Source organism: Pseudomonas sp. LBUM1679, from assembly GCF_059695565.1.
Map to the genome: position 1 here is coordinate 3,256,179 of NZ_CP166774.1, position 17,639 is coordinate 3,273,817.

The window sequence follows — 17,639 nt, forward strand, 5'->3', positions numbered from 1 at the left end:
AGAGTCCCTTAACCGCGTGGTGTCGCAGCAGCCACTTTCACAACCGCACCCGACGCAACCCTGGCAGGTGCGACTTGGGGCAGGTTGCTGGCTTCCAGCGCTTGTCGTTGTTGAGCCAGAGCAGCGAGGGTTTCCTGGCTGGCCATCGGGATCACTTCTGGCGTGACCGGCGAACCAGGACGTACACGTTGCAGGCCCTTGACGATGACGGTGTCATCCTTGTTCAGGCCGTTGCGCACGATGCGCAGGCCTTCGATCTTCGGACCCAGCTCGACCGAGCGATACACCGTCTTGTTGTCGGCATCCATCACCAGCACAAACTTCTTGCCCAGGTCGGTGCCGACCGCTTCGTCGTTGATCAGCACGGCGGAGTAGGTGCCGCTGCCGACCAGTTTCAACCGTGCGTAGAGGCCCGGAGTGTAGGTGCCGTCCGTGTTATCGAACACGGCGCGGCCGCGGATGGTGCCGGTCTTCGGGTTGACCTGGTTGTCGACGAAGTTCATCACGCCCTGGTGCGGGTTGCCGTCTTCGTTGGACAGGCCGAGGTAAACCGGGGTGGTGGCGCCACGTTTTCCCTGGCGGGCGAGGGCGGTGTACTTGAGGAACACGCGCTCGTCGGCGTCGAAGTAGGCGTAGACCTTGTCGGTGGACACAACACTGGTCAGCGCCGTGGTATCGGCGGTCACCAGGTTGCCCGCGGTGATTTCCGCACGGCTGACACGGCCACTGATCGGTGCGGTGACGCGGGTGAAGCTCAGGTTCAATTTTGCCAGATCAAGTTGCGCCTGGAGGGCGCCGACGGCGGCGCGGGCTTCCTGGGCAGCACTGGTTCGCGAATCGGCCAACTCGGCAGAAATCGCGTTGCTGGTACGCAGACGTTCACCGCGCTGGGCTTCGTTTTCGCTGCGGGTCGCGTTGGCGCGGGATTGGGCAACCAGGGCTTCGAGTCGGCGGACTTCAGCCTGGAACGGACGCGGGTCGATCTGGAACAGCAGGTCGCCTTTCTTGACCAATGCGCCTTCGGTGAACGCCACTTCATCGATCTGGCCGGATACCCGGGGACGGATCTCCACGGTTTCCGGGGCTTCGAGACGCCCGGTGAATTCGTCCCACTCGTTGACCGGTTGTTCCAGTACCTTGGCCACACTGACCTTGGCTGCGGGCAGCGTGGCGGCCGTGTCCGGAGCCTTGCCGCAGGCGCTCATCCCCAACATGGCCAACAGGGCCAAGGGGAAGCGCAAATGTTTGAGTGATTGTTCCATGGATGCATCCGCCAATGTATTGAGAATGGACGGATGATGCTCGGCGGGGTTGTATCTCACGAATCGAATGAAGCAAAGGTAACTATCATTCGGAATGATATAAGCGTGAAGCGAGCCCTCTAGTCTGCGGCTTTCGTTAGGGGGCTATCAATAGCATTGATGACAATTCAGTGTTGCGGGGAATGCAAAGGACGGGCTTGAAACCGAGTCGCGGCCATCGCGGGCAAGCCCGCACCCACAGGGATTTCATTCACACCACAAACCCCTCCCACTGGGATTTCATTAACACCACCAATCCCTGTGGGAGCGAGCTTGCTCGCGAAGAGGCCATCAGCCCCGCCCACAAATCCGGATCAGGCCAAGCTGTCCGGATCCCCGAAAAACATTTTGACTTGGCTCTAGAACGGTAGGTTTAGGCAGAAAAAAATGAAATTTGCCCCAGTTATGCCCCCAAGTGAGCCCGATGAGCGGGTAGTGCTGTCTTGGTGGTTTGTGCGCAAGAACGATCAAGAATCAGGGGTTCTGGACTCGCTCAGTCGCTTCGCGTGGCTGTGATCAATGCATCCCAGTCATCGGGAGGGTTGCCCCGGCCCAACATCTTCTCGAACACGGCATAAGGAACGGATTTGCTGCCTGCCGACCTCAAGGTGTGTTCGTCGTTGACCCATGCATAGACGATAACCCTAGACTTCGAGTCGTAGCGAAAGAACAGCCGAAACCGCCTACCGATCTTTGCCCGCCGCCAATGGCGATAAGCTGTTCCAAGCGTATTGCCTTGGCGGAACTCATCCCGTGCAGGATCGCTGGGCACGCCATCCATGATCAGATGACTCAAGGCCCGGAACAACTTGACGTTGGCATTGCTTTCAAAGCCTTGCGGGTCGTTCTGTTCAGCCCGGGCGACAGCCTCTTGCAGTTTGCGTAGCTGTACGATCACACCTTCATGGAACAACAGTGTCCAGCCATGTCGCTGCATCAAAGCGCGACCTCACCGTCAATCTCTTCATCCAGATTCACACTGTGGCCCGCGTTGGCGAGCATGGTCTGCGCCAGATCTTCTGGCAGTGCGGTGATGTTTCGTCCGCTTCGAATGTCGGCCTCCAGCAAGATCAGGAATGCGCCGATGGCAGGGTCTTCGTGGACAGTGTCCACACGACTGACCACCACTTCACCCGCGCGCACATCAAATGCGATCTTGCTTCCGGTATCCAGGCCCAGTAGCTGCCGAACGGATTTGGGAAGCGTTACCTGCCCCTTCGAGGTCAGCGTGGCGATTTCATGAATGGCAGGCATCAGGGTTCTCCCGAAAAAGGAAACCAGATTGTAAGGAATATTCCTTACTTGGTCAATCTGGGTTATCTGCTGATCAAGTACACCTTTGATCCGGGATTGTGCACGGCGTTGCCTGAATACTACGCGTGCCGCGGTGCTTCAACAGGCGGGGTGCCGTCGTGAAACATCGTCTTCAGTTGAGCACGCAGTTCCGGTGAGTCGGTGTGCTTGTGAACACTGACTGCATGTTGTGCGGCGGCCTCGAGCAGTTCGCTTTCAGAGTCTGCGGACAGTGCGACTGAGCAGTGGGAATCGCTCGGAAACTCGCGGCAGTCGATGTATTTACGCGCCATGATAGGTTCCTCCCTACGACGAAGGCAGGCCGTGGCCTGCGTGAACGATCGCTCGCAGCGTCACCCCATGCATCAGACAAAATTGCGTGTCACATCGAGTGTGCCGACATTTGAAGTATAGGCTCACCCGATGTCAGGGTCGTTGTGCCAGGCATGGAAAACGGTCGTGCGCAAACTGGGAACAGATCACTCATGGTCACGGTGCTGAAGCTTCAGGGGTGCCACCCGTAATATCCGGCGATCGCCGCCAGGACGAACCCGAGTTGCGCCCCACGGTTAGCCCACTTCTTCCAGTCGATGCCCGCGAGGGCTTTTCTGAAGTTCATCGCGCTTCCTCCAAGGTGTCTGGAGGGCCTGAGCCCCGAGTTTTTACAGGGTTCTCAGGTCTTACGGCCCCGGCTGCTCGAGGCTATCCGGATCCCCAAAGAACATCTGAATCCGCGACCTCAACCACCGCTCCCCCGGATCATTGTCCTGGGACCCGCGCCACGCCATGTGCAGTTCAAAACTGCGCACCGGCAATGGCGGGTCTTCAGCCCGTACACCACCCGCCGCCGTCAGCGCTTCAGCCGTGTAATCGGGCACGGTCGCGACAATATCGGTGCCGCTGAGCAGTGTGCTCAGGCCGTTGAACTGCGGTACCGCGAGCACCACATGGCGTTTGCGCCCGAGCTTTTCCAGTTCTTCATCGATAAAGCCGCTCAAGTCACCGGCGAACGACACCAGCGCGTGGGGTCGCGCGCAGAAATCATCCAGGCTCAATGGCCCCGGCACGGTGTCGGCGCGCAGCAGCTTGGGCATGCTGCGGCGCAGCACTTTGCGCTTGGCGTTTGCCGGCAGGTCCGCGGTGTAGCTGACGCCGATGGAAATCTCGCCCGAGGCCAGCAGGCTCGGCATCAGGATGTAGTTGGCCCGCCGCACCACCAGCACAATCCCCGGCGATTCGGCGCGCAGGCGCTTGAGCAGCATCGGCAGCAGGGCGAATTCGACATCGTCCGACAGGCCGATACGGAATACCGCGGTGCTGGTCGCCGGGTCGAATTCCGCCGCACGGCTGACGGCGGTGGAAATCGAATCCAGGGCCGGAGAGAGCAGGGCGAAGATCTCCACCGCCCGTGCGGACGGCTCCATGCTGCGCCCGGTGCGCACGAACAACGGATCGTCGAACAGCCCCCGCAGGCGCGAGAGCGCCGCACTGATGGCCGGCTGGCCGAGGAACAACTTCTCCGCAGCGCGGGTCACACTGCGTTCGTGCATCAATGTTTCGAATACGATCAACAGGTTCAGGTCGACACGACGCAGGTCATTACGATTCATCTGGAGTCCTGGCAGAGTCAAGGCTTGACGAGAGCGGCCATTTAAGAACAATGGCCGGCATGAATCTTACGGGGAAAGGCTGCTACTCTGCACCGAATAATTCAGTTTCGCTGGAACGACGACGATAACCGTTGATCCTGTCGGTGCTGCGGAATCAATGACAGGCATGTCGACTATTAATAGCCACTGATGGTCTTGGGTACAAAGCCCAGATAGAGTTCAGGGCATTAGAGGTTTCTTTTGACGAGGTTTGCGATGTCACGCACGATCCGTTTTCACAAGTTTGGTCCGGCCGAGGTGCTCAAATGCGAAGAGCATGCGGCCGCTCTGCCTGCGCCGGGCGAAGTGCAAGTGCGCGTCGAGGCAATTGGCATCAGTTGGTACGACATACTCTGGCGCCAGAACCTGGCGTCGTCCCATGCTCGCCTGCCTTCAGGGCTTGGCCATGAAATGGCCGGCGTGGTCACGGCGCTCGGCGAGGGTGTCGATGACCTGGAAATCGGTGACAAGGTCGCCAGCTTTCCGGCCGAGAGCCCCAACGACTATCCGGTCTACGGCGAACAGATCGTTCTGCCGCGCTCGGCGCTGACCCGTTACCCGGACGTCCTCAGTCCGATCGAAGCCAGTGTGCATTACACGCCGCTGTTGATCGCCTATTTCGCCTACACCGATCTGGCACGGGTCAAGCCCGGGCAATTTGCCCTGGTCACCGACGCCAGTCACTGCGCCGGACCTTCGTTCGTCCAGTTGGGCAAAGCCTTGGGGGTGCGGGTGATTGCCGCGACCAAGACGGCGGATGAACGCGAATACCTGCTGTCCCTCGGTGCCGAGAAAGTCATCGTCACCGAAGAACAGGATCTGTTGATGCAAATCAACAAGATCACCGATAACCGTGGCGTGGACGTGGTGTTCGACGGACTCGGCGGCCCACAGATGTCATTGCTTGGCGATGTGCTTGCACCTCGCGGCAGCCTGGTGCTCTACGGCCTGCAAGGTGGTAACCAGACGCCGTTCCCGGCCTGCGCAGCGTTCCAGAAGAACATTCAATTCTTCGTGCACTGTATCGGCAATTTCACCGGCAAGCCGGAGTTGGGCATCATTCAGGATCAGGTTGCGCTGCAACGGGCCTTGCGCGATATCAACCAGTTGACCGCTGACCGTGTGCTGCTGCCGCTCAAGACGCGGGTCTTCCCGTTTACCGAGTTTGTCGAAGCACACCGCTACATGGACGAATGCCCTTGTCGCGAACGGGTCGCCCTCCAGGTCGAGCCTGCGTAACCCCCCCCCGAAGAGTCCGTGCCCGCACGGACTCTTCGTTGCTGCTTCCCGCCCTCACACATGAGACCTCCCATCGCCCTGTCGGTGGGTCAGTTCAGCAACTGAACTGGTTTTTGCTCTCAATCTGTATCTTCTAATCAGCTTATAAGCCCTGATAATTGAATGATTACTTTCATCTCAAGGAATGAGTCATGGCCGGTTCTCAGGCTGATACTTTTCAATACGCCTCATTGATGTATGTTCGAGCAATAGCGGCTCGTAAAGCAGTTGCCAAAAAAGCATGGGTAACTTCCTTCTTTATTTCTTGTACTAAATGTCTGTGGGACGCTGTCGGACATTTCCTAGGACGTCCAGCGTTGCCGCACGGCACCGTATCTACCGGGCTTCGCGGTAGTCAGTCCTTGGTCAAGGCTCGGGCAGTCGTCACTCACTCCAAATAATTGCCAAAAATTTAAGTGTTAGCATTTTGCAATAAAGCCCGGCTCTTCAAGCACGGGCTGGCGATCCATTGCGCGGTGCCTATGTTTGTTTGTGCACTGTCGAACTTACGCGTACCAGGTAAATGAAGATGACCAATATCCATGATCAAGCGATGACCTATGTCTATCAACAAGTGCTGCAACGATTGCTGAGTTACTTCTCGCGCGCCGAACGCACCGCATTGCAGCTGATGATTCAGCGGCTGGTGGTGGCTGCGGGGGGGATGGAGCGTATCGGCGATTACAAGGTGCTGGCGATCCAGTCCGGATCACGTGACAGTTGCTACACCTTGGCGCTGCTGCGTGCTGCACAACTGAGTATCGCCGGCCGCGCGCCCGCGACGTTCCAGCTGCGTGTCGCCACCCTGCGCCTGAACGGCGACAGCGCCACGGCCCTGGAAAACATCCACCGCAGCCACAGTGCATTGTTCCTCTATGACGATTCACGGGTCGAAGTCCTGATGGTCGATAACCGGGAGGTCCTGCCGTTCAATCACCTGGCGCCGATCTCCGAAGCCGGGCGGGAATTCCATCGGCTTAACCTGCTGATGGTCGGCCATCGTCGAAGCTCGAACGGGCCGCTTGATCTGTGGGACGACGGGTACCTGGCCACCGGCGAGTTCTACGGGCAAATCGCCCGCTGGGACCGCGGTGTCGATGCACTGGTCAGCAGCGACAGCCCTCGCCAGCAAAAGCGTTTTATCGAGGGGTTGAGGCGTGCGGCGGCGAAGGCCGGGCTCGGCACCTCGAATCACCACGAACCCGGCTACGAAGGGCTGTTCACGCTGCTCGATGAACTGGGCAGCGACAGCTATCGCGGGTTGTATCCCGAGGACGACCGGGCTGCATGGCGTCCCGCCGAGCATTTTGAAGCCTGCCGTCGCACGACCTATATCGACATTCACGACCTCTTGGTCAGCAATCTGGAAGAGCGCTGGCCGCTGCTGACCGAGTTTCTCGGATTTCAACCGGACGAGTTGTCGGCTCAGCTGCGTGACAACGATTACGTCAGCCTGTCTATCTGCGCGCACCTGCAGGGGTTGCAAGCGTATTTTGTGCATGCTCGCAGCTACGAGTCGGGCGTCGCCGACTACCTGCAATGGGCCTTGGTGATGATGCGCCGCAAGCAACTTCCCCAGCGATTGGGCGAGCAGGCGGTGGCGGCGTTTGGCAACCCGGCGACCTCGGCCGAGCAGCGCGCACGGGCAGCGGCCGAGGCACAGAAAAATCTTGGTTTGAGCGAGGCGCAACTGGTGTGTCTGCTGTTCGCACCTTTTAGCGATAACGGCGCAGCCCTTGAGCGCTTTCTGCGTCAGTGCCACCCCGGCATGCTCGTGGCGTTGCCTGACTTGCACCGGGCCATGCAGGGTAATCCGGTGCCGGAGCAAATCGCGCAATGGATGGTCGACGTCAGCGGGCTGCCTGTCAGTCTGATCGGCACGCTTTATCGCCTGGGCTCGATACCTGACCCGGCGGTGTCCATGCAGGCCACCCTGTATGACGATAACTGCGCCGTGGGGGGCGAATGGTCGGCGGGACAGTGAAAGGTCCAAGAGAAACCGACTTCGCCTATCAGGCGGTATACCGTTACCTGACCAACCTGATCGAGGCGCCGGCCAGCGACACACGAGTGCGCCTGCCATCCTTGCGCCAGTTGGCGGACCGTCTGAGTGTGTCGATCTCGACGATTCAGTACGCTTACTCGCTGCTGGAGAAGGAAGGGCGGGTGTATTCGGTCGCGAAGTCCGGTTATTACGCGTTGCCCGTGTCCTGCGTCATCGTGCCCGGCAGTGGTCATGACCTGCTCGAAACGGTCTATGTCAATGCCAGACGTCCCGGCATGCTGGTCTTGAGCGCCGATGAGCCGGCGTTGTTGCAGCCCCTGGACCGGCCGTTGCTGCTGCTGGAGAGGGAATTGCTGCGCCAGTATCCGCGCCAGCCGCAATCGTCTTCGCAGCCGTGCGGGGAACCGGAACTGCGTGCGGCGCTGGCGGCGCGCTATACCTCGTCGCCACTGCGCTGCTGGCACGCCGATGACGTGTATATCGGCGCAGACCTGCGTGGCGTGCTGGAAATATTGATTGCGGTGCTGTGCCTCAAGGACGCCACCGTGGTCGTCGAGTCGCCATGCGACTGGGTGATTCTGCGCCTGCTGCAGGCCGCGGAGGTGGACGTGATCGAGCTGCCGCTGCAAGCCTGCGGCGGTCTGGACGTCGAGCGGCTCAAGGTGTTGCTGGAGACCAGGCCGGTGCGTCTGGTGATGCTTTCATCCGCAATGAACATGCCGCGCGGCAGCCTGGCGCCCGACGACAACCGACACGACATCGCGCAGCTGCTGGCGCAGCATGGGAGTTGGGTCCTGGAAAACGACTGCTACGGTGAGCTCGGATTCGAACCGGACGGCTTGCGGTTTCGCGATCTGCTGGACCCTGACCGACTGATCGTGTTTTCCACGTTCGAAAAGATCATCGGCCCCGAGGCACCCTACGGCTACCTGCTGTCGCGGCATCTGAGGGTTGAACTGCAGCGCCAGTTTTTACTGCGCTCGTTTCGCCTGTCGCCGATTCGTCAGAAAGCCATCGCCCGCTTGTACGTCAATGGCCGTATCGACCACCATCTCCAGGTATTGCGGCGGTTGCTCAAGGATCGCAAAGTGCAGATGACCCAGCTGCTGCAGGAGCGTCTGGGCGATGCCTTGCAGTTCGTCGATCCCCAGGGTGGCGCGACGATCTGGGCCCGCTCGCTGCGCCAGGTCGATGTGCATCGAGTGTTTCAGCGACTGCTCAAGCACCAGGTGGTGATCGCGCCGGGAGAACTGTTCAGTCTGCAGGGGTTGCACTCGCAACATCTGCGCCTGAGCCATACGTTCGGCGGCGACCATGATCTCGCCGCGGTATTGGGTCTGCTGGGGGATGCGTTGCGCCTGGAATCGATCGACTGATCTGTTTGGCGAAGCCGGCGCGTTTTATAGCGTCGCTTGCGGGATCGTTAATATCGCGCTGCGGTCAAACTGCCAGTAAACTGCGCCAATTCCTGACCCACTCTATTCCCGAGGTTTTGCAATGACACTCAGTCCTTTTGCGGGCAAACCGGCACCGGCAGAACTGTTGGTCGACATCCCGCGACTGGTAACGGCCTATTATACCGGCCAGCCTGATGCCGCCATCTCCACCCAGCGCGTAGCCTTCGGCACGTCCGGGCACCGAGGCAGCTCGTTCGACTTGAGTTTCAACGAATGGCACGTGCTGGCGATCAGCCAGGCGATTTGCCTGTACCGCGAAGCCCAGGGCATTGATGGCCCGCTGTTTGTCGGTATCGACACCCACGCGCTGTCCACCCCGGCCGGGGCCAGCGCCCTCGAGGTGCTGGCTGCCAACGGCGTGACGGTGATGATCGCCGAAGGTGACGAATACACCCCTACGCCGGCCATTTCCCATGCCATCCTCTGCTACAACCGCGGGCGCACGTCGGGCCTGGCGGACGGCATCGTGATCACGCCGTCCCACAACCCGCCGCAAAGCGGTGGCTATAAATACAACCCCACCAACGGTGGCCCGGCCGATACCCACATCACCAAGTGGATCGAAGCCAAGGCCAACGAACTGCTCGGCAACAAGCTGGCCGGCGTCAAGCGCATCAGCTACGAGCAGGCGCTGAAGGCGGGCACCACCCATCGTCACGATTACCTCAACACCTATGTTGCCGACCTGGTCAACGTGATCGACTTCGATGCCATTCGCGATGCCGGGTTGCATCTGGGCGTCGATCCGCTGGGCGGAGCAGGGGTGCGCTACTGGTCGGCGATTGCCGAGCATTACCGTCTGGACCTGGAAGTGGTCAATAAAGAGGTGGATTCCACGTTCCGCTTCATGACCGTCGACTGGGACGGGCAGATCCGCATGGACCCATCGTCGCCTTATGCGATGCAAGGTCTGATCGGCCTGAAAGAACGCTTCGACGTGGCATTTGCCTGTGATCCGGATCACGATCGCCATGGCATCGTGACCCCGTCCGGGGGCCTGCTGGCGCCGAACAATTACCTGGCGGTGACCATCGATTACCTGTTCCAGAACCGACCGCTATGGCGCGCCGATGCAGCCGTGGGTAAAACCGTGGTCAGCAGCGGCTTGATCGATCGCGTCGCCAAGCGCCTGGGTCGGCGGCTGTACGAAGTACCGGTCGGCTTCAAGTGGTTCGCCGAGGGGTTGTTCGACGGCTCTCTGGGCTTTGGTGGCGAAGAAAGCGCCGGCGCTTCGTTCCTGCGCAAGGATGGCAGCGTCTGGTGCACCGACAAGGACGGCTTGATCCCGGCCTTGCTGGCAGCGGAAATGACCGCCCGCACCGGTCGCGACCCAAGCCAGGCCTATCGCGCCCTGACCGATGAACTGGGCGAACCGTTCTCGGTGCGGGTCGACGCCAAGGCCAATCCGGAGCAGAAAGCCTTGCTTAGCAAATTGTCGCCGGATCAGGTGACCTCGACCCAACTGGCGGGCGAAGCCATCCAGAGCATTCTCAGCCATGCGCCGGGTAACGACCAGGCCATCGGTGGCTTGAAAGTCATGACCGAGAATGGCTGGTTCGCGGCGCGGCCGTCGGGTACGGAAGATATCTACAAGATCTACGCCGAGAGCTTTGTCAGTGACGAGCACCTCAAGCAGTTGGTTGCCGAGGCTCAAACCCTGGTGGATGGCGCAATTTCTGTGAAATAAGTGAGGGCCTCATCGCGGGCAAGCCCGCTCCCACAGTGATCCCCAGTGAACACAGATTCTGTGTCGAACATGATCCCCTGTAGGAGCTGGCTTGCCAGCGAAGGCGTCGGTACCGTCACCACCATAAATTCCGCTAGATAAAAAAAGGGGTGACCCCACACGGTCGTCCTTTTTTTTACCCTGCATTCACACAATCAAGCCAAATCCACCAGCACGATTTCACTGTCCTCGATCGCCGTCACCCGCAACACCTGCTCATCGACCACCGCCACCCCGTCTCGAGCTTGTGCACGCAAGCCATTGACTTCAATGACCCCGGTCGCCGGTACCAGGTAGGCGCGACGGCCGTTGTCCAGGCGATACTCGGCGGATTCGCCGGCCTTCAGGTTAGCGGCCACCAGTCGAGCATCGGCACGGATCCGCAGGCTCTGATCGTCGCCGGACTTGCCGCTGGCCAGGGTCACGAAACCTTCGCGCTGGCCCTTGGGGAAAGGCTTGGCGCCCCACGACGGTGCCAGGCCAGATTCATTGGGGATGATCCAGATCTGGAAGATCCGGGTCGCGGTGGCTTCCAGGTTGTACTCGCTGTGGGCGATTCCGGTACCGGCGCTCATGACCTGAACGTCGCCCGCTTCGGTACGACCCTTGTTGCCCAGATTGTCTTCGTGAGTAATTGCGCCTTCACGGACATAGGTGATGATTTCCATGTCCCGGTGCGGGTGTTTCGGGAAACCGGTACCCGCGGTAATCACATCGTCGTTCCATACCCGCAGGTTGCCCCAGTTCATGCGTTTCGGATCGTGGTACTCGGCGAACGAAAAGTGGTGGTGGGCATCCAACCAGCCGTGGTTGGCGCCGCCCAGGGAGTTGAAGGGTCTGAGTTCAAGCATGATCGTCTCCGCAAAGGATGGTTGATGACGAGCATCATCTGCCAGCTACCGATCGATAAAAAGCGTAAAAAATGCCTGAATACAATCGAATTAGTTGATGATTTAGCGGCTCGACCCGTTCTCACCCAACCTTCACTTCAGCGCATAAGCCAATGACCTGTAAGCATTTCACTAGAACTCATTGGCAAATGCAGACACCATAGACCTAACAGCCTCACACCCTGGAGTCAGTCCGCGTGCCGCAACACACCCCCGATCTTCCTCCCGAACTTCGTCCACTGGCCGAGATGCCATGGCTCAAGCGTCTGGCCGCCCGGTTCTTTGGCCATGGCCTGACGCGCCTGCGGGCGCAACATCGCGCGTCCTGGCTGCACGGCCAGGCTGACGGCTTTCGCAGCGGGCATAGCGCCGGCGTCGATTACGGCTTTAAGGAAGGCAAGCTTGAAGGACTTGAGGAGGGCCGGCAGGTATTGCTGATCCGCGATTCACGCTCCACCGAGCATCGGCCGCCCAGTGTCGACGCCAATCTGTTCGACGACTGGCGCCTGCCACTGAATGCCGAGTTGAAGAAGCGCATGAAAGCTGACGTTGCCCGATTGCTGGCGCCGCACGCCCAGCCCAGCGCCGCTCAGTGGAAGATGATCTTCAGCGACACCCCCTCGACCTCGGTGATTGCGGGGGCGGGTGCGGGCAAGTCGACCACGCTGGTGTTGCGGATTTTGCTGCTGAGCCACTATCTGGGCTTCGAGTTGAGCTCGATGACGGTGGTGACCTTTACCCGTGAGTCGCGCAAGGACTTCATCGGCAAGCTGGTCGAACTGTTTGCGCTTTGGGGGCGGGCGCTCAGTCTCAAGGAGGCGCGGGATCTGGTGCGCACGTTCCACTCGCGCATCCTGCCAATGGTTCGCAGCCTGCCGGGCTTCGAGCGGCTGCAAGCCTTTGAAAACCTCAGCAGCCGTGCACAAACCGGCGACGAGGAAGTCGACAGCAATCCGTTCGACCTGCGCATCAATGATGCCCAGCGCCAGCAGCTCAACGCCTGCTATCACAGCCTGCACACCCGGGATGAGCGTTTTCGTGAACTGATCAAGCCTTTGTCGCGTCACGCCTTGCAACTCAAGGAGCTGGAGCGTGATCACCCGGACGTACAAAAACGCATGGCCGTGACCGAACTGGCGGCCAAGCGTGATGAAGAGCTGTGCGATGTCATCGAGGATCTGTGGTTTCGCGCTGGTGCCTGGCCGATCAAGGGCATCGAGCCCAATCGCCAGACGTTCGATATCAACGGCGCCACCTTCCATTGCCACGGCTATATTCCAAGTCTGGACGCCTGGGTGGTGCTGGGTTTCGATCCCCGGGAAAACCCGCAGGTCAGCCGTCCGAACGCCAAGCTTTCCGTGCGCGCGGAATGGGCAGTAAAGCGCACTCTGTTTCAAGCTTTCTGCCGTAAGCCTCTAATATGGCTGGATAGTTATGAGTCATCAAGGCGTGTGCTGGCCTCTCTTGCAGGCGATGCCAGCGCCGGTCCCGGCTTCGATTACAAGGTCAAGGGCGAGCTTGCTTCGGCACCGCTGCTGGATTGTTTCGTGGCGGCGGCGGGGTTTATCGAGAATCTCGGGCTGGATGTTCCGGGCGCCGTAGGGCAGATGAGTTTTGCCAAGGATGACCCGGACCGGTTTTTCTTCGAGGCCTTGAGCCTGTACTGGCGAGCGCTGGAAGACCATCTGCTGGACCAGAAACCGCCGGTGATGACTTACAACCGGATGTTCGCCTTGTTCAGCGAGCATTCGCCGGAGAATCTGAAACTGCTGAGCGATGAGCTGCTGCGGCCGATGTCGCATCTGATGATCGATGAATTCCAGGACGTTTCGCCGCAGATCGTCTCCTGGATTCGCGCCAGCCTGGCCGAGATCCGCGGTCGTGGGCCAGCCATGCATGTGGGACGTGGTGCGCAACATTCGTCGTTGCTCTGTGTCGGCGATGACTGGCAGTCCATCTATGGCTGGCGCGGCAGTTCGCCGACCTATTTCATGGAATTCAGCAAGGAATTCCCGTCACCGGGCACGACCAGGGTCATGCTCAGCGAAAACTACCGCAGTCACCAGCACATCATCGATGCCGCCGAACATATCGTGCGCGCCGCACCAGCGATCGCGGGCAAGAAGGCCAAGGCCAGTGGCGAACCGAAGGCGTTGCTGCCGGTCAATGTGCTCGATCGGGATGATCCAGGCATGGCCACACGCTTGATCGAGCACTATAAAAAGGGCGATACAATCTTGATGCTTTATCGAAAAAGTAGCGATAAGGCATTGATAGAGCAGCATATTCATCCTGTAGTTAATGTAGATTCTAGCTTGCCCCATGACGCGCGGCGGCTGAAACAATTGACCTACCACAGTGCCAAGGGGCTTCAGGCGGACGCGGTGTTTCTGCTGGGGGATTGTCAGCACCTGACCCGTTCACCCTACAAGAACCAGGTCTACCGCATGGCGGGTCTGGGCAAGGCGGGCGACAGCGAAGCGTATGACAATGCGCAGAAAGACGAGATCCTGCGCCTGGCTTATGTCGGCATCACTCGGGCGGTGAGTCACTGCTACTGGTATGTCGACGGTCAGGACACCCAGGCGGCCAACATGCCCAAGGCCTCCGACCGGATCGGCAAGGGCAAGGCATTCTTCGTCGATCACCGCCAAGGCAAGACATCGGCGTGAACCCCTGTAGGAGCGAGCTTGCTCGCGAAGGACGTTAACGATAACGCGTGCTGCCTGGATGAACGCGCGGCCCTCGGGTTTTTCGCGAGCAAGCTCGCTCCTACAGTGGGCTTGTTGTGGGTTATTCAGCCTTCAGGCATAACTCCTGAGGGCCATCGGCGGAATGAAAGCCTCAAGCTCATCCTCCACCGCTTCGATTATCCGCTCTACATCCGCCGCAGTCATGACCGTCGCGCAGGGGATACCGGCGATGGCGATCATGGTCTCGCCACTGGCACGGTCAAACAGACGGGCAATCATACTGCCCGGCGCATCCATGCTCGCCTCGAAACCCATGGGATGAAAATGCCAGCGCATCAGCTGGCAGGCGTTTGGAAAGGTGACTTTGTTATTTAACCCTTTATTCATGTGTAGCCCGCCTTCTTCATCGAGCGCTTCCGTTAGCTCATGTTAGGAGGGAAGAGCCTTCATTGGCTCAACCGGTGACTGCCATTAAAAGTAGCATCTGCATGTGAAAATAATGTGGATTTTTCAGGCTGTTTAGCGATTGGTTCAGTTTTTTTTGACGCAAGTCATACTTGGCTGTTTTTTTTTTTGGGCAGGGTCGGCATGGTGTAGCCATTGTAGCCGGGGCGGAATTTCGGCAAGCTCGGTTTTTTTTTCGTCGAGTCCCTTATGCACGCCGATGATGATGGGCCGTTGCAAACCCAGGCGACGGGCGAGACGGTGATGCGTTACCACCTGCGCTGGAAACACCGGGATCTGGACGGTGTCATGGCGCTGTTTCACCCCGATGTCCAATACAACGACTTTTTCCAGAACCGGGTGATGGGCCTCGACGAATTGCATGAGTACGTGCGCGGCAGCATGCCACGGGATCCGGATGAAGCCCTGGAGCACTCCGACCGTATTCGCCTGGATGGCAACACCGCGTTTATTCAATACCGCATCACCCTGCGCGGCGGCGAAGGCCTGGTGTCGTTCCGGGCCAGCGAGGCGATCACCGTACGTGACGGGCTGATCTGGCGGGTCAACGAATACGCCTCCCTGGTGCATGAGCAGCCCGCCAGCAACACCGCCGGCAGCCAGCGTCCGGCTGTCAGTCGACTCGGTCTGTCGCCACGGCAGCTGAGTTTCATGGCGCAAGACCTGCAACAGTATTTCCAGAAGCGCCAGCCCTATCTGGATCCCGAACTCGACCTGCAGCGGGTGGCCGGGGAGTGCGGGTACAGCCGCAACCAGATGTCCTATCTACTGAATCAGGTGCTTGGCCAGAGCTTCTACCAATACGTAAACCAGGCGCGACTGCAACATCTGCTCGCGGCGCTGGAGGGTGCCATGCCGCCATTGCGCATCGACGAACTGGCCTTTGCCGCCGGCTTCAATTCACTGTCGGCGTTCTACAAATGTTTCCGCCAGCACACCGGCCTCTCGCCCAAGGCCTACGCCAGACAAATTTCTTTGCGTGCACGCGCGCAAGACAGCCTCTAGGTCCACGCACTAGGATCGACGCCATCGAAGTTTGAGTGGCGGAGTCTGGCATGTCGGCGTGGCGCACTATCAGTTTGTGGATGGATCTACTCGACGAGCCCTTGTTGGCGCGACCGGCGCTGGACCGGGATCTGGACGTCGACGTGGCGATCATTGGCGCGGGGTACACTGGCCTCTGGACCGCGTATTACCTCAAACGCCAGGCGCCTGGGCTGAACATTGCCATCGTCGAAGCGCAGACCGCCGGTTTTGGCGCCTCGGGACGCAATGGCGGTTGGTTGATGGGGAACCTGTTGGGCGAGGATCGCTTGCTCGCCCACTTGGCGCCCGAGCAGCGCCGGACTTCTGTCGATCTGTTGCACGGTATTCCGGATGCGGTCGCGACTGTCATCGAACGTGAAGGCATCGACTGCGATTACCGCAAGGGCGGAGCCTTGTATTGCGCCGCCCGTTATCCGGAGCAGGAAACCAGCCTGCGTCATTACCTGGACGCGCTTTACCGCCAGGGCCTGACCGAAAGCGATTATCGCTGGCTCAACCCCGAGCAGCTGGCGCAACAGATCCGGATCGCCAAGCCTTATGGCGGGATCTACGCGCCGCACGTCGCAACTATTCACCCGGCCAAACTGGTGCGAGGGCTGGCCCGGACGGTCGAGCGCATGGGCGTGGCAATCTACGAGAACAGCCCGGTCACGCACTGGCAGTCGGGTAGCCTGCGCACGGCGAAAGCCGGGGTGCGCTGCCAGTGGATCGTGCCGGCGGTGGAAGGCTACGCGGTCACGCTGCCGCCGTTGGGGCGCTATCAACTGCCGGTGCAAAGCTTGATCGTCGCCACTGAACCGCTGTCCGCCGCGACCTGGGATGAAATCGGCCTCAGTCACGGCCAGGCCTTCAGCGAAAGCAGCCGCCAGGTCACCTATGGCCAGCGCACGGCGGACAACCGCCTGGTGTTCGGTGCGCGTGGCGGTTATCAGTTCGCCGGCAAGCTGCGCCACGACTTTGACCTGACCCGCAGCGAGGTCGAGTTACGGCGCTATCTGTTCGGCGAACTCTTCCCTCAACTCAAGAGCGTGCAAATCACCCACGCCTGGGGCGGCAACCTGGGTATGTCCCGGCGTTTCCAGCCGCACATGCTCTGTGACCAAGCCAGCGGCATTGCCTTGTCCGGTGGTTATGGCGGCGAGGGGGTGGGCGCCAGCAACCTCGGCGGGCGCACGCTGGCCGACCTGATTCTGCAGCGCGATAGCGAGCTGGTGCGCCAGCCGTGGGTCATCCCCGAAGGCGGTCTCGAGGCGCTCAAGGCCTGGGAGCCGGAACCCTGCCGCTGGCTCGGCTACAACGCGATCATCCGCAGCTTCGTCCACGAAGACCAGACCCTGGCCAACCCGGCTACCGCGCCATGGCGGCGCAAGCTCGCCAGCGGCGTGGCGGGGTTCATGGAAGGTTTCATGCATTAAACGGCGCGCTCTTCATTTATCAGGCTTTATCGACAGGTACTCCCATGGGCATTACACAATTCAAGAACACCGCAACCCTGCAGCTGGAAGAATCGAACCCGGTCGCCGTGCCACTGGGCGCACCGGTGGCGGTGGCCTCGACCACCAGTGTCGAACGCGACGACGGCGTCGAAACCGGCGTCTGGGAGTGCACCCCGGGACGCTGGCGACGGCAGATCGTTGTCCAGGAATTCTGTCACTTCATCCAGGGACGCTGCACCTTCACCCCGGATGATGGAGAAACCCTCTACATAGAAGCCGGCGATGCACTGATGTTGCCTGCCAACAGCCTCGGTGTCTGGGACATCCAGGAAACCGTGCGCAAGACCTACGTCTTGATTTTTTGATCAGCTGATTGCCTGCAACCACTCCAATAAAAAC

15 protein-coding genes are annotated in these 17,639 nt (G+C 59.9%); 8 read left to right on the forward strand and 7 right to left on the reverse strand.

Annotation, left to right across the window (positions count from 1 at the left end; all coding sequences use genetic code 11):
- Nucleotides 1–8: 8 nt before the first annotated feature.
- The 5 genes from mexE to ACA062_RS14950 form a co-directional block, all read right to left on the reverse strand.
- The gene (gene mexE / locus ACA062_RS14930) at nt 9–1,262 is read right to left on the reverse strand and encodes a multidrug efflux RND transporter periplasmic adaptor subunit MexE (protein ID WP_497457075.1); all 1,254 of its coding nucleotides are present in this window, start codon (nt 1,260–1,262) and stop codon (nt 9–11) included.
- Between the two features lie 532 nt (nt 1,263–1,794).
- Entirely contained in the window at nt 1,795–2,238 is a 444-nt protein-coding gene (locus ACA062_RS14935; protein WP_497457076.1) for a type II toxin-antitoxin system YhaV family toxin, read from the reverse strand.
- Nucleotides 2,238–2,555, reverse strand: a complete 318-nt coding sequence (locus tag ACA062_RS14940; RefSeq protein WP_497457077.1) for a type II toxin-antitoxin system PrlF family antitoxin — start codon at nt 2,553–2,555, stop codon at nt 2,238–2,240. The genes ACA062_RS14935 and ACA062_RS14940 overlap by 1 nt, the downstream gene beginning before the upstream one ends.
- 119 nt (nt 2,556–2,674) lie before the next feature.
- Complete coding sequence (locus tag ACA062_RS14945) at nt 2,675–2,887, reverse strand: DUF1059 domain-containing protein (protein WP_497457078.1); 213 nt, start codon at nt 2,885–2,887, stop codon at nt 2,675–2,677.
- Nucleotides 2,888–3,274: 387 nt separating this feature from the next.
- Nucleotides 3,275–4,204: a LysR family transcriptional regulator gene (locus tag ACA062_RS14950; protein WP_497457079.1), complete on the reverse strand. Its 930-nt coding sequence runs from the start codon at nt 4,202–4,204 to the stop codon at nt 3,275–3,277.
- Nucleotides 4,205–4,459: 255 nt separating this feature from the next.
- Between ACA062_RS14950 and ACA062_RS14955 the strand changes: the two genes are divergently transcribed.
- The 4 genes from ACA062_RS14955 to pgm all read left to right on the forward strand — a co-directional run bounded on the left by ACA062_RS14955 (nt 4,460) and on the right by pgm (nt 10,670).
- Entirely contained in the window at nt 4,460–5,482 is a 1,023-nt protein-coding gene (locus ACA062_RS14955) for a zinc-dependent alcohol dehydrogenase family protein (RefSeq protein WP_497457080.1), read from the forward strand.
- Between the two features lie 568 nt (nt 5,483–6,050).
- Nucleotides 6,051–7,505 (forward strand): hypothetical protein, encoded by a 1,455-nt coding sequence (locus ACA062_RS14960; protein ID WP_497457081.1) that lies wholly within the window; start codon nt 6,051–6,053, stop codon nt 7,503–7,505.
- Entirely contained in the window at nt 7,502–8,902 is a 1,401-nt protein-coding gene (locus ACA062_RS14965; RefSeq protein ID WP_497457082.1) for an aminotransferase-like domain-containing protein, read from the forward strand. The genes ACA062_RS14960 and ACA062_RS14965 overlap by 4 nt, the downstream gene beginning before the upstream one ends.
- Nucleotides 8,903–9,023: 121 nt before the next feature.
- Nucleotides 9,024–10,670, forward strand: a complete 1,647-nt coding sequence (gene pgm / locus ACA062_RS14970; protein WP_497457083.1) for a phosphoglucomutase (alpha-D-glucose-1,6-bisphosphate-dependent) — start codon at nt 9,024–9,026, stop codon at nt 10,668–10,670.
- Nucleotides 10,671–10,864: 194 nt separating this feature from the next.
- Here the strand turns inward: pgm and ACA062_RS14975 are convergent, their stop codons facing one another.
- Nucleotides 10,865–11,560, reverse strand: coding sequence for a pirin family protein (locus tag ACA062_RS14975; protein WP_497457084.1), 696 nt, complete (start codon nt 11,558–11,560; stop codon nt 10,865–10,867).
- Between the two features lie 236 nt (nt 11,561–11,796).
- Here ACA062_RS14975 and ACA062_RS14980 point away from each other — a divergent pair, with 236 nt between their 5' ends.
- Entirely contained in the window at nt 11,797–14,271 is a 2,475-nt protein-coding gene (locus ACA062_RS14980) for a UvrD-helicase domain-containing protein (RefSeq protein ID WP_497457085.1), read from the forward strand.
- Nucleotides 14,272–14,403: 132 nt separating this feature from the next.
- Here ACA062_RS14980 and ACA062_RS14985 read toward each other — a convergent pair whose 3' ends face one another.
- On the reverse strand, nt 14,404–14,679 hold the full coding sequence (locus ACA062_RS14985) for a DUF1652 domain-containing protein (protein WP_497457086.1): 276 nt from the start codon (nt 14,677–14,679) through the stop codon (nt 14,404–14,406).
- A gap of 267 nt (nt 14,680–14,946) precedes the next feature.
- Here ACA062_RS14985 and ACA062_RS14990 point away from each other — a divergent pair, with 267 nt between their 5' ends.
- From ACA062_RS14990 to ACA062_RS15000, 3 genes are read left to right on the forward strand one after another with little or no spacing between them, the layout of a single operon-like run.
- Complete coding sequence (locus ACA062_RS14990) at nt 14,947–15,762, forward strand: helix-turn-helix domain-containing protein (protein WP_497457087.1); 816 nt, start codon at nt 14,947–14,949, stop codon at nt 15,760–15,762.
- Nucleotides 15,763–15,812: 50 nt separating this feature from the next.
- Nucleotides 15,813–17,219, forward strand: a complete 1,407-nt coding sequence (locus ACA062_RS14995; RefSeq protein WP_497457088.1) for an NAD(P)/FAD-dependent oxidoreductase — start codon at nt 15,813–15,815, stop codon at nt 17,217–17,219.
- Nucleotides 17,220–17,263: 44 nt separating this feature from the next.
- Nucleotides 17,264–17,605, forward strand: coding sequence for a cupin domain-containing protein (locus ACA062_RS15000; protein ID WP_497457089.1), 342 nt, complete (start codon nt 17,264–17,266; stop codon nt 17,603–17,605).
- The last annotated feature ends 34 nt before the right edge of the window (nt 17,606–17,639 follow it).